The following is an 11,839-nucleotide window of genomic DNA, read 5'->3' on the forward strand; positions in this document are numbered from 1 at the left end:
ATGGACTTCAGACGAACGACGCTGAACGGCGAGGAGGATCGCGATTGCGTGTGGGGCCACGCGAGACGGAGCGCATGCCGACCGGCGTGCGCGGTGGGTAATGCCATTGCCGCGCTTCGGGAAGCGCAGCAACGACGGGCAGCGTGGGCAGCGCGACATCGACGGCGACGAATGCGAGACACTGCTCGCAAACACCGTCTTTGTCTCCGTCGTGCTGGCTGTGTGGGTCCGCCGGATCTGTCGGCGTCGTGATCGCGAGCGCCGCTGCCATGTGCCAGACGACATGGCGTGCCAGTGCAGTCTGCGAAATGAGTACGCAGATGACAAGCCAGAGCGGAAACCAGCGGCGAAGCATGAGCCGAAGAGGACGGTGAAACAGCAAGACGCGAATGTGGCGGCACGCTGCCGTCATGGGATCGGCAACGTGGGAAATAATATGCAACTCAATTGCATTGCAACTGAGTTGCGAATTCTGTCACATTCGGAGTGGCTTTGCCAAGTGCGGAAAGCCCGTGGTGGCGTGCAAGCCGTGCGGCGGATAAATCCGCCGACGGGCATGGGACGGATGATCCGTGCCGGTGCGCGGTGGGCATTCAGCGATTCACGATTTCGGCCCGACGTAGGCCACGCAAAGTGGAATGGGGGCGGTGTCGCCGTGATACGAAAACGGCACGGTTTCAAGGGCGTCGATTGTGAGCGTCGGCCATTGTGCCAAGGTGCGCGAGAAGCTGGTACGCCGGCAAGATTGTCCGGGGTGGCCGAGCAATATGGCGCCGTGCGCGCGAACGTCTGCCTCGTCGATGTCTTTCGTGTAGATGTTGGGGCGCTGCTGCGCCGACCACCGCATGAGCAGGCGAGGCTTGCCCGGCGCATAAAACGTGAGCCATGTGGCGAGGTGATCGTGACCGACGTAGCGCAAGGGAGTGTGATAGCGGGCTTGCCAGCGCTGCGCCAGCTCGACGCCCGCTACCTTGATGCCGCTGAACTTTTGTCCTGCATTGCGCAGATTGGCGCTCAGAAACACGGCGTATCCGGCCAGCACGAGCAAACCCGCCGCGACCAGCCAGCGTGCAATGCGCCATGGACGGGCGGCGATGTCTGGCCGCATGCACGCCACGCATACGGCGGGTAGCGAGACAGCGAACGGTTGGAGCCACTCCGAGATGCGTCCGCCGTTATGCAAGGTGAAGTACAGCAGAATCGGGATCAGAGGCAACAGCAAAATACCGGCCACGATTCGGGCATCGCGCGCCGGCGGCGCAAAGCGAGCGCCGGCCATGCGCATCACGAGCGCCAGCACGGCCACGGGGTAGAAGGCCGTGAGTGCGCCGTAAAGGGCGCGGGCGTTCAGTCGTGCGTTGATCTGATCGTCCACCCAGCGCCATGCGGCGAAGTCGTGATGGGCAAGCCATACGACGTTGGGCGCGATCATGGCAACAAGGATCGCCAGTCCCAGCAGAAAGGCCGGACGGCGGTAGTGACGTCGTGCCTCCGGTGTCCAGACCGTGACGACGAACATGGCGCCGAGCAGCGCGAACGTCGAGTACTTCGTCATGGTCGCCAGCCCGGCGGCCACACCCAATGCCGGCCAGTACCTCGGCGAATCGAGCAGGCTGCGAACGAACAACCAGAGCATCCACGGCCAGAACATGACGAGCAGGTAGTTGTCGTTGTACGGAAGCATGTCGATGTTGATCGCCCCCGACAGGTGCAGGCTCAACATGGCAAGCCAGGCGAGGTAGCGGTCCCCCGAGAGGCGATGCGCGAGATGCCAGACACCGAGCATGCCAATGGCGATGGCGGCGAAATGCGAGACATACCAATAGACCGCCATCCCTTTGCCGTCGAGGCCAAGTACCAGCCACATCGAAAACCCGACCAGCCATGGATTCTTCGGTGTTCCCCATTCGGCATTGCGTGCCCAATTGAATGCTTCAACGGCGTCGAAAGGCACGGTCGGGTCGAGTGATGCGCTAACGAGCGCCCATACGACTGCGTAGATCGCAACGTAAAACACGGGCGACCGCCAAACGACGCAGGGTGCCGCGGCAAGGCGCTGGAGAGGTGCCGGAGCGGGAACCGTCAGGTAGTCGGTGTCCGGTAGGGACGGGTTGTGTTTTTGCATGCGCGCTTCGACCGGGAGCGCGGGCATGTGTTCATGCAGCTATTTTGCAATCCGAAGCAAATGAAGTGGATTGAAAAACAATCGAAGATCGTTGTTTTTATTGGATTTTTCGTATTTCTCGATGCGGCGGATGGCGCGGTTTCGTCAACACATATTCACAAACGTGAACAATTCAAAACGAATGAAAACAGCGCACAACAAATCGGTGGCCCAGGGGGCTGTGCGTCACTCGTGATCGATGGTCGCATCGACGATCAGATCGGGGTTCAGCAGGCGGATCCGTTGATCGACGAAGTATCCCCCGCCTTCCTGATAGCGCAGGTAGAGGCGGGCACATTCGCGGCATCGGCAGACGTTGGCGCGGTTGTACGGAAAGTAGCGTGGCGCAATCGGCGCATCGACCGCCCAATATGACGTGCCGTCAGGGTGATATTCGTTGAACGTCGGTTCTTGCGAGTCATGCAGCGCCATGAGCGTGCCGACGGGTTCCAGCAGATCGTCGGGTAGCGAGTTGGGCAGACTGGCCCAGCCGTCGAGCGGGGTCTTCGTGCATTGGCAAGGGGAGGCGATGCGAGCGTTCGATTGGGCGAGGGCAAAGAGCGCTGCGTAATCGAGATAAGGGAGATCGTTCATGGCGCGTGTCGGATGGGCTTCTTACCGTGATGCCGACGCGCTGCGAAAGCGGATGCGACGGCATGGGGCATGGCGTCCGACATGGTATCGCGTATTGATCCCTGCGATTCACTGCCCCCGGATTTCATTTCAGATGTTAATCTTTCGGGCGTTCGTCCTCGATGGCGAACGCTCTGGATTACGAAACTAACGAGACAATGATGTCATCAGGAGGGTATGTGTTCGAAATGTTCCGTCAACGCGGCGCGGGTCTGGCTCGCCAATTGGCTGTGGGGGTGATGGCGAGTGCTGCACTTTTCAGTCTGTCCGCCAACGCGAGCGAAGTGGTCTCGAGCGAGGTCTACAGCAAGAATCTGGCACGGCCGCTGACTTACAACGTGTACTTGCCGACAGGCTACGAGGCGAGCGGCAGCACGCGCTACCCGGTGTTGTACTTGCTGCATGGCAACGACGGCGTGAAGAACGATTGGGTCGTCAAGGGACACATGCAGTCCACCATGGACGAGTTGATTGGGCACGGCGATATTCCGCCGGCGATCGTCATCATGCCGGACGCCAATACCAACTGGTACGTCGACCTGAAAGAGCGCATGGAGACGGCATTCTTCAGCGAGTTGATCCCGCACGTCGAGAAGAGCTATCGCGCGATCAAGACGCGTGACGGACGCCTGATCGGTGGTTTGTCGATGGGGGGATACGGCGCGATGCGTTACGCACTCAAGTACCCGGAGAAGTTCAAGGCGGCCGCACTGCTGAGCCCGGCCATCTACAATCCGGAGCCGCCCAAGGATTCGTCCGCCCGCTTCGTGAAGGTGTTCGCCGAACCGAATACCAATGGCGAGTACAGCGCACGCGTCTGGCAGCAGAACAACTATCCGGCGTACTTCGACGAGTTCCTCAAGAAGGGCATCAAGGTGCCGATGTACATCAACTCGGGCGACGACGACGATTTCAACATCGAAATGGAAGCCACGCGCTTCTATGAGTTGCTGCGTGCGAACAAGCAACCGGCCGAGTTGCGCATCGTGGACGGCAAGCACGAATGGTCGGTCTGGTCGAGCACCTTGGCCGACGCATTGAAGTACATCTTCCGCGACGTTCAGCGTCCGCAGCGCAACCCCTGATCGGCGGCAGCAACGGCGCCACGAACCCCAAATGGACGGTTCGCGGCGCCGCCTTCGTTACAGCGACCGCTCGATTGCCTGACCGAGCAACGACACGCCGAGATCGACTTCCGCCTCGCTGACGGTCAACGGCGGTGCGATCCGGAATACGCCGCCCATGCCGGGCAACTGAACGATGTTCATGCTCAGGCCGAGGTTCATGCATTCACGCGTGATCTTGGCGCCGAGGCCATCCGCCGGCGCTTTGGTGTGGCGATCCTTGACGATCTCCATGCCCAGCAGAAGACCGCGCCCACGCACATCCCCCACACACTCGAAACGCTCCATCAGGCCCAGCAGCCCGTTGCGCAGACGCTCGCCCATGACATTGGCTCGCGCCACCAGGCCGTCGCGCGCCACTACGTCGAGCACACGCAGGCCCACGGCTGCGGGCAGCGGATCGGAGACGTGCGTCGTGTAGAACAGGTAGCCACGCTCGTGGGCGCGCTCCTCAATCTCAGCCGATGTCACGATGGCGGCAAGCGGCAACCCTGCGCCGAGGGTCTTCGAGAGGGTCAGAATGTCCGGCGTGACGCCGTCTCGCTCGAACGCGAACATCGTGCCGGTACGTCCGATGCCCGTCTGTGCTTCGTCCAGGATCAATAACATGCCCCGTTCTTCGCACTTGCGCTTGAGCGCTGCCAGATAGCCCGGCGGCAGTTCGATGATGCCCCCGGAGCTCAGGATCGGCTCCGCAATGAACGCGGCGAGATTGCCGCTGGACTGGCGATCGATCAGGTCGAACGCGTAATCCAGCTCGGCGAGATAGTCGTACTGCCCGGTTGGGCCGAAGCGCGGGCGATAGGTGAACGGGGCGGGAATCGCGAACGAGCCGACAGCCGCAGGGCCAACGCCCTTACGGCCCGCGCTGTAAGTGGCCGACGCGGCGGCCCCCGTCATGCCATGCCACGACTGCGCGAACCCGACGATCTCGTACTTGCCGGTCACGAGCTTCGCCATGCGGATGGCGGCCTCGTTCGACTCGGCGCCGGTGCTCAACAGCATGGCCCGGTCCAGACCCTCGGGGGTGACCTCGGCCAGTCGTTTGGCGAGGTCGACCACTGGCCGCGAGAGCATGCCGCTGAACAGGTGATCGAGTCGGCCGATGGACTCGGTAACGACCGAGACGATGTCGGGATGACTATGGCCGAGCACGGCGCTCATCTGACCTGATGTGAAGTCGAGAATGGCGCGACCGTCGGCGTCGTAGACGAAGCTGCCTTGTGCCCGTTCGACGATCATCGGTTCGAACGTGCCGCCATAACGAATCAGATGCTGCCGGGCATTGCGCCAGAAGTCGGCGTCTTGGTTCTTGGACACGCAGATATCTCCGATAGACAAAGCGATGGGCAGGGGCAACCCCCGCTTGCAGTCTAAGCAGCGCTCTGCTTTCATAGAAGCGAATAATGCTAATGAAAGATAGAAGTGAGGCTAATACCTTGAGTGTCTCTCTTGAAATCGATCTGCTGCGGTCGTTCGTTGCGATTGCTCAGGCGGGATCGCTCAGCCGTGCGGCGCAGCGTATAGCCCGCACACAATCGGCGCTGAGCCAGCAAATGAAACGCCTGGAGGACATCGTCGATCAGCCGCTGTTGCAGCGCACCGGGCGAGGGGTGGTGCTGACGAATCCGGGGGAGCGATTGCTCGGCCATGCCCAGCGAATCCTTCGGGCGCATGACGAGGCCATGGCCGATATGTCGGGCAGGGGCCTGAGCGGCACCCTCCGCTTCGGTTGTCCTGACGACTATGCCGCCGCATTTCTGCCGCATCTGCTGCGCGAATTCGCCGTGGCGCATCCGCATGCATTCGTGGAAGTGATTTGCGAGCCGACGCCACGACTGCTGGAGCAACTGAAGCGGCATGCCCTCGATCTGGCGCTGATTTCCCTGCCGGAAGGCGTCGACGAGGGCAGTGTCATCCGCCGTGAGCCGTTGGTGTGGATTGGGAATCCGGGGCTGGACGCGGTACTGACCAATCCCGGCGAGCCGTTGCCGCTGGCCTTGTCCGACCCCGATACGCTCGATCACATCGCCGCGTGCGAGGCGTTGACACAAGCGGGCAGGGCGTATCGGATTGCCTACGCGAGCAGCAATCTGTCGGGGCTGACGGCGTTGGCACGTTCGGGGCAGGCCTTTGCGGTCATGACACAGACCGCGGTGCCGGCAGATTTACGCATTGTTACAGGTGATACGCTGCCGAGCTTGCCCTCGGTCGGGATTACGGTAAAGTTCGATCGCGCACGTCCGAATCACCTGAGCATGGCGTTTGCCGATCACATCCGGCACACGCTGGCCGTGTTATAGCGCGGGAATGATGGGGCTTTCCGTCAGTTCCCGTCCGGGCGAATTTCAAGCACAATTGCGCGTTGTTTCAAGGCGTGGGCAGCAACCTGCGCACTATCAAGAATAAGTCGGGTTCCCGGCCTGTCGGTCCCATGCCGAAGGGGGAAACCTGGGGGTGAGTTCGTTTTTTTGTATCGAGGTCGATATGTTGTCGCGTTTCGTGGCGTTTCTCTTGGTGATCGGTTCGCTGTTCAGTCTGGCAGCCTGTAATACGGTCGATGGCGTCGGGCAGGATATCTCGGGCGCGGCGCGCACCGTCAAGCGGGCGTTGTAAGTGACAGGATGCCGGACGGGCGTCTCGTCCGGCTCACCGAACTCGTTCTGCCTGTCCCGACGCTGACGATCTTCTCCTGGCAGCCGACCTGATTGGCTGCGTCTCTCGCATCCCTCCGTCTCAATCGCGTATATCAGACGCTAATGCGTCGTATCCGTCGCCTTTTTCTCACCCTTCCCGTGTCATTTGATGGAACAGAAGCCCGTGTTTCCTCGGTGGCTCAAGTTTTGCGCGTTCGAGCCGTTTGATGCGGTTAACGCTGTCACCGCGTTGCGTGTATCGTGCCGGGTGGCAGATGGTGGAGGCCGGTGTCGGCCACCACGCTTTGGAAAGAAAGGCGGAAGCGCAAATGTTGAAGAATTGGACGATTCGTTGGCGGTTAAGGGTGGCCGTGGCTGGTCTGGCCGGTCTGGTGCTGGTGATCGGAGGGCTCGCACTGCTGGGCTTGCGAGGCACCGTTGGCAGTTTGCGCGAGGTGTACAACAAGGAGCTCACCAGCACGCGTTTGCTGGGCGAAGCGGAAATTCATATCGGACGGGCGCGAGCGGTCGTGCTGCGTGCGCCTCAGGCGCCAAGCGCCGAGATCAAGGCGGCTGACGTCAAAAAGGGCACCGAATATTGGGGGGAGTCGGAGAAGGCATGGCAAGCCTACCTCGCGTTGCCGGCCGACGCTGACGAGCAGCGTCTTGCCACCGAGGTGACAAGCGCACGACAGGCGCTCAAGGACGCGTTCACACAGGTTCAGAACAGCATCACCGCCGGGCAGACCGACGCCTACTATGAGCAGGCCGCCGTGCTTGGCAAGCGCTATACGGCATACGTCAACGCCAACGACGCCCTCAAGCAGCTTTACGACCGGCGCGCCAAGGAAAGCTTCGATTCGGCGACCGGCACGTACGACCGATTGTTCGCCATCACGCTCGGCGCGATCGTGTTCGCCGTCGTCGCCGCATTCCTCACGGCCCGCTCGCTCGATCGGGCAATTACGCGCCCTCTGGGCGACGTTCTCGATCATTTCAAGGAAATCGCCGACGGCAACCTGCAACGCGCCGTGCATGTGACCTCGAACGACGAGATGGGACGGCTTCTGGATGCCCTTGCCAACATGAAAGCGCAACTGGGCGAAACGGTCGCCAAGGTGCGCAAGAGTGGCGAGGCGATTGCCGCAAGCGCCCGCGAGATCGCCGCAGGGAATCTGGATTTGTCGGCGCGCACCGAGCAGCAAGCGGCCTCGCTGGAGGAAACGGCGGCCAGCATGGAGCAACTGACGAGTACCGTGCGTCAGAACATGGAACACGCCCGGCAGGCCAACCAATTGGCGCGTCAGGCCAGCGAACAGACAGGCGCGGGCGATACCGCAATGGTGCAGGTCACCGACACGATGCGGGCGATCGATGCGGGCTCCGCCAAGATTCGCGACATCATCTCGCTGATCGACGGCATCGCGTTCCAGACCAATATTCTGGCGCTGAACGCGGCCGTGGAAGCGGCACGGGCCGGCGAGCAAGGGCGTGGCTTCGCCGTGGTCGCGGGCGAAGTGCGCACGCTCGCGCAGCGCTCGGCCAGTGCCGCACGGGATATCAAGACACTGATCGAGACGTCTGCGGATCGCTCGGCAGCGGGCAGCCGCATTGTCGGCGAGGCGGGCACGGCCATGCACAGCATCGCCGACAGCGTGCGACGCGTGACCGACATCATGGCGGAAATTACGGCGGCGTCCGAAGAGCAGACGGCGGGCATCGACCAGGTCGCGCGAGCCGTCACGCAAATGGACGAAGTCACGCAGCAGAACGCCGCGCTGGTCGAGCAGGCATCGGCCGCGGCGCAGTCGCTCGCCGAGCAGGCCGAATCGCTCAAGCAAGCCGTTGCCGTATTCCGTCTGGCGCATCAGGCCGACGATGGGTTCGACTCGGGGAGCGCAACGACGGCTCGGGCGCGTTTGCACGCCGTGACGTCGTTCTGAACCGGCGGCGACGCTGGCAATCCAAAACGCCACGGCCGTAGACGGCGAATGCAGGGGGCGATGAGGCGACGTGGGGGAAGGAAAGCTTGTAATCTACGACTTCACTTCAACGAATGCCTGTCCGGCACAGCCCATCCATGAGCCAGCAAAAGCCAGTTGAGTACGCCTCCGCCTCCCCTGAAGTCAAAGCCGTCTTCGACGATATCAAGGCCACGCGCGGCGTGCCCGACGTCAATAACTTCTGGAAGTACATCGCGCAGCACCCGCCAACGCTGGCGCGCACGTGGGACAGCATCAAGGACGTGATGGCGCCGGGAGCCCTCGATCCGCTCATCAAGGAGCTGATCTATGTGGCGGTCAGCGTCACGAACAACTGCGGGTATTGCGTGGCCAGCCACACGGCAGCGGCGCGCCGTGCAGGCATGACCGACGAAATGTTCGGCGAGTTGCTTGGTGTGGTGGGCATGGCGAATGAAACGAACCGGCTCGCGGTGGGGTACCGCGTGCCGGTCGATCCTGCATTCGAGTAAGTCAAGCCAGCCGGCTCGACGGCGACCCGGATCAGCGCGCGAGACCGCGTGCGATCCACTGCCGATACTGCCGCGTCTGGCACGCCGTGTTCAATTGCTGCAGGACGAGAGCGCGTACCGGCGAGACAGCGGGATGCGTCGAGCGGCCCGCGCTCAGGCGCATGAGCTGAAACTTCACGACGGCCATGTTCGCCAGTGAACCGAGTGTCTTGTTCTTCCACCGAATGGGCTTGAGCTGCGGCTCGCTCGTCTCGCCGGCGCGCCATTGATTCGGCAACTGCGGATCAAGCGACAGCGCGGTCGCAATGCCAACCATGGCCGTGCCGCTCGCTATGACTTGTTCGGCGACGGCGCGACGTCGAATGCCGCCCGTGATCATCAACGGCATGGCCGCTACCGCCACCATCTCGCGGGCAAACTCCAGAAAGTACGCCTCACGCGCCAGCGTCCTGCCGTCGCGCGCTTCGCCCTGCATGGCCGGCACCTCGTAACTACCGCCCGAGAGTTCGACCAGATCCACGCCGAGCGGGCCGAGCCATTCGACAACGCGCCGCGCATCCTCGGGGCCGAATCCTCCGCGTTGGAAGTCGGCCGAATTGAGTTTGACCGAGACCGCAAACGTTGGCGCGACAGCCTGCCGAACCGAGCGCACGACATCGATGAGCAACCGGGCGCGATTCTCCAGACTGCCGCCCCAGCGATCTTGCCGCTTGTTGGTGAGCGGAGACAGGAACTGACTGATCAGATACCCGTGCGCCGCATGGATCTGCACCCCGGTAAAGCCGCTTTGTTCCGCGAGCCGGGCGCTGCGCGTGAAACGCTCGATGACGTCGGCGATATCGCTATCGGTCAGTTCGCGGGGCATGGCGAAACGCTTGGACAACGAGCCGAGTTCAAGCGCCACCGCCGACGGCGCGACCGTGGGCTGGCCCAATGCCGCCTGCATCTGACGCCCCGGATGGTTGAGTTGCATCCAGACCTGCGCGCCTTTCGCCCGCGCCGTTTCGGCCCAGCGGCGAAAGCGGGCGAGATGCGCATCGCTTTCCAGCACTACGCCGCCGGGGCCGGTCATGGCGCGGGCATCGATCATGACGTTGCCGGTCAGGATCAGGCCGGCGCCGCCCTGTGCCCAGGCGTCATAGAGGCGGAGTAGCGCGTCGGACGGTGCGTGGTCGGCGTCTGCCATGTTCTCTTCCATGGCCGCCTTGGCAATGCGGTTGGGGATCGATGTGCCGTTAGGCAGGGTGAGGGGCGTGAAGAGTGCCATGGTCGATGCCTCGAACTTTCAGTTGACGATGGCGTGACGATAACCTTAAAGTTCACTTTAATGTCAAGCGTCCAGAGGTGAACGATGAAGATCGGAGAACTGGCACAGGTGAGTGGCGTGGCGGCGTCGCGAATCCGCTTTTACGAGGCGCAGGGTTTGTTGCCGAACGCGCAGCGGCAGGCCAACGGCTATCGCGAGTACGACCAGGATGCGCTAACCCGTCTCGACCTGATTCGCCGCGCGCAAAACGCCGGCTTTTCGCTCGACGAGATCCGCTCGATCCTGCCGCCGGATCTGAACGCCTGGCCTCACGACACGCTGCTGGCGGTCTTGCGTCGCAAGGTGGAAGAGATCGACGCGCTGGCGCACAACCTGGCGCTAGCGAAGCACAATCTGTCGACACTGATCGATGCCATCGAGCATCGTGCCGAGGGTGAGGACTGTCAGATGGCGGCGCAACGCGTGCTGACGTCGGTTCGCCAGACTCAGGACACGCTGCCGAGCGTGGCGGGACGTAAAGCGGGTGGGGCGGCGGGGAGTGCGAAGGCTGGGGGTGGTTCGGTTCACATGGCCGTGCGCAGGAAGCGCGCCTGAAGTGACGCGCTTCTGCACAGACCTATGCGTCGCTGACGTTCGCGGTAGTCGCTTTCCCAGCCCTCTTCGGCGATGCGAGCGATATCCGCCTGCGACGATTCGGCGTCGCTCGTCACGTGAAAATTAGCGGCTGGCGAGGATCTCGTTAGCCTTGGCGATCACGGGGGCGTCGATCATCTTGCCGTCCAGTGCCACGGCCGCACCGCCGCTGGCTTGTGCAGCCGCCACCACACGTTTGGCCCAGTCGATCTCGTCGTCGCGCCAGGCGAACGCTGCATGTACGGCGTTCACCTGACGAGGGTGGATGCACAGTTTGCCGCGAAACCCGAGCGCGCGTGCGCGACGTGCCGACGCCTCGATGAGCGCGGCATCGTCGAGCGACGGGGTCACGCCGTCGACGGGGGCCGCAATCCCCCCGATGCGCGATGCCAGCGTCAACTGCGAACGGAAGAAAAGCAGTTCGTCGCCGTCGCCCTCAATGCCGGTATCCAGTTGGAAGTCGATGGTGCCGAACATCAGGCGTTCGACGCGCTCCGCCGAAGCAATTTCGGCAAGGGAAGCGAAGGCTTTTGCGGTCTCGATGAGCGGCACGAGTCGCAATGCAGGGCCGGCACCGCGGGCGGCTTGACGCAGCGTGGCGGCATCTTCCGTCTTCGGCACGACGAAGCCGCACACCTGCGGCAATCCGGCCAGTGTTGCAACGTCGTCGTCGAACCAGGGGGTCGATGCGGCGTTGATGCGCACGTAGACAGAGGCCGTTGCAGTGGCGTCGAGTGCACTCAACCAGTGACGAACGGCGTCGCGCGCGGCAACCTTGTCGGCAGGCGGCACGGCATCTTCGAGATCGAGAATGACGGCGTCTGCACCGGATGTCAGCGCCTTGTCGAAACGCTCCGGTCGGTTGCCCGGGACAAAGAGCCAGCTTCGGATGACTGGGTGACGTGACAT

At 62.6% G+C, this 11,839-nt stretch carries 12 protein-coding genes; 6 read left to right on the forward strand and 6 right to left on the reverse strand.

Annotated elements, in window-relative coordinates; genetic code table 11:
- Positions 1-7 precede the first annotated feature (7 nt).
- The 3 genes from PI93_RS15175 to PI93_RS15185 all read right to left on the reverse strand — a co-directional run bounded on the left by PI93_RS15175 (position 8) and on the right by PI93_RS15185 (position 2,758).
- Positions 8-355: a hypothetical protein gene (locus PI93_RS15175; RefSeq protein WP_144400164.1), complete on the reverse strand. Its 348-nt coding sequence runs from the start codon at positions 353-355 to the stop codon at positions 8-10.
- 246 nt (positions 356-601) lie between these two features.
- On the reverse strand, positions 602-2,017 hold the full coding sequence (locus PI93_RS15180; RefSeq protein ID WP_039366105.1) for a glycosyltransferase family 39 protein: 1,416 nt from the start codon (positions 2,015-2,017) through the stop codon (positions 602-604).
- A 333-nt stretch (positions 2,018-2,350) separates the two neighbouring features.
- On the reverse strand, positions 2,351-2,758 hold the full coding sequence (locus PI93_RS15185) for a hypothetical protein (protein ID WP_039365726.1): 408 nt from the start codon (positions 2,756-2,758) through the stop codon (positions 2,351-2,353).
- A gap of 227 nt (positions 2,759-2,985) precedes the next feature.
- Between PI93_RS15185 and PI93_RS15190 the strand changes: the two genes are divergently transcribed.
- Positions 2,986-3,882 (forward strand): alpha/beta hydrolase, encoded by an 897-nt coding sequence (locus PI93_RS15190; RefSeq protein WP_039365724.1) that lies wholly within the window; start codon positions 2,986-2,988, stop codon positions 3,880-3,882.
- A gap of 57 nt (positions 3,883-3,939) precedes the next feature.
- Here PI93_RS15190 and PI93_RS15195 read toward each other — a convergent pair whose 3' ends face one another.
- A complete protein-coding gene (locus PI93_RS15195; protein ID WP_039365722.1) occupies positions 3,940-5,241 on the reverse strand; it encodes an aspartate aminotransferase family protein in 1,302 nt (433 codons plus the stop codon).
- 92 nt (positions 5,242-5,333) lie between these two features.
- On the opposite strand from PI93_RS15195, the gene PI93_RS15200 reads away from it, so the two are divergent.
- From PI93_RS15200 to PI93_RS15215, 4 genes are all read left to right on the forward strand, one after another.
- Positions 5,334-6,224 carry a LysR substrate-binding domain-containing protein gene (locus PI93_RS15200; protein WP_080758994.1) on the forward strand — a complete coding sequence of 297 codons (891 nt, stop codon included), beginning with the start codon at positions 5,334-5,336 and terminating at the stop codon, positions 6,222-6,224.
- Between the two features lie 154 nt (positions 6,225-6,378).
- A complete protein-coding gene (locus PI93_RS15205) occupies positions 6,379-6,537 on the forward strand; it encodes a hypothetical protein (RefSeq protein WP_158453248.1) in 159 nt (52 codons plus the stop codon).
- Between the two features lie 349 nt (positions 6,538-6,886).
- Complete coding sequence (locus tag PI93_RS25005; protein ID WP_052240362.1) at positions 6,887-8,500, forward strand: methyl-accepting chemotaxis protein; 1,614 nt, start codon at positions 6,887-6,889, stop codon at positions 8,498-8,500.
- A gap of 137 nt (positions 8,501-8,637) precedes the next feature.
- Positions 8,638-9,030: a carboxymuconolactone decarboxylase family protein gene (locus PI93_RS15215; protein WP_039365718.1), complete on the forward strand. Its 393-nt coding sequence runs from the start codon at positions 8,638-8,640 to the stop codon at positions 9,028-9,030.
- 31 nt (positions 9,031-9,061) lie between these two features.
- Here the strand turns inward: PI93_RS15215 and PI93_RS15220 are convergent, their stop codons facing one another.
- A complete protein-coding gene (locus tag PI93_RS15220) occupies positions 9,062-10,297 on the reverse strand; it encodes an NADH:flavin oxidoreductase/NADH oxidase family protein (protein WP_039365717.1) in 1,236 nt (411 codons plus the stop codon).
- Positions 10,298-10,381: 84 nt separating this feature from the next.
- Between PI93_RS15220 and PI93_RS15225 the strand changes: the two genes are divergently transcribed.
- Positions 10,382-10,891 (forward strand): MerR family transcriptional regulator, encoded by a 510-nt coding sequence (locus PI93_RS15225; RefSeq protein WP_080758992.1) that lies wholly within the window; start codon positions 10,382-10,384, stop codon positions 10,889-10,891.
- Positions 10,892-11,014: 123 nt separating this feature from the next.
- Here PI93_RS15225 and PI93_RS15230 read toward each other — a convergent pair whose 3' ends face one another.
- Positions 11,015-11,839, reverse strand: coding sequence for an HpcH/HpaI aldolase/citrate lyase family protein (locus tag PI93_RS15230; protein ID WP_039365715.1), 825 nt, complete (start codon positions 11,837-11,839; stop codon positions 11,015-11,017).

It is taken from the genome of Pandoraea fibrosis, from assembly GCF_000807775.2.
Taxonomy (GTDB): Bacteria; Pseudomonadota; Gammaproteobacteria; order Burkholderiales; family Burkholderiaceae; genus Pandoraea; species Pandoraea fibrosis.

What these genes read in the sequence shown, in the direction of transcription:
- PI93_RS15175 (WP_144400164.1), bottom strand. Translation starts at nt 355, where the DNA reads ATGCTTCGCCGCTGGTTTCCGCTCTGGCTTGTCATCTGCGTACTCATT.
- PI93_RS15185 (WP_039365726.1), bottom strand. Translation starts at nt 2,758, where the DNA reads ATGAACGATCTCCCTTATCTCGATTACGCAGCGCTCTTTGCCCTCGCC.
- PI93_RS15190 (WP_039365724.1), top strand. Translation starts at nt 2,986, where the DNA reads ATGTTCCGTCAACGCGGCGCGGGTCTGGCTCGCCAATTGGCTGTGGGG.
- PI93_RS15200 (WP_080758994.1), top strand. Translation starts at nt 5,334, where the DNA reads ATGAAAGATAGAAGTGAGGCTAATACCTTGAGTGTCTCTCTTGAAATC.
- PI93_RS25005 (WP_052240362.1), top strand. Translation starts at nt 6,887, where the DNA reads ATGTTGAAGAATTGGACGATTCGTTGGCGGTTAAGGGTGGCCGTGGCT.
- PI93_RS15215 (WP_039365718.1), top strand. Translation starts at nt 8,638, where the DNA reads ATGAGCCAGCAAAAGCCAGTTGAGTACGCCTCCGCCTCCCCTGAAGTC.
- PI93_RS15220 (WP_039365717.1), bottom strand. Translation starts at nt 10,297, where the DNA reads ATGGCACTCTTCACGCCCCTCACCCTGCCTAACGGCACATCGATCCCC.
- PI93_RS15225 (WP_080758992.1), top strand. Translation starts at nt 10,382, where the DNA reads ATGAAGATCGGAGAACTGGCACAGGTGAGTGGCGTGGCGGCGTCGCGA.
- PI93_RS15230 (WP_039365715.1), bottom strand. Translation starts at nt 11,839, where the DNA reads ATGTCACGTCACCCAGTCATCCGAAGCTGGCTCTTTGTCCCGGGCAAC.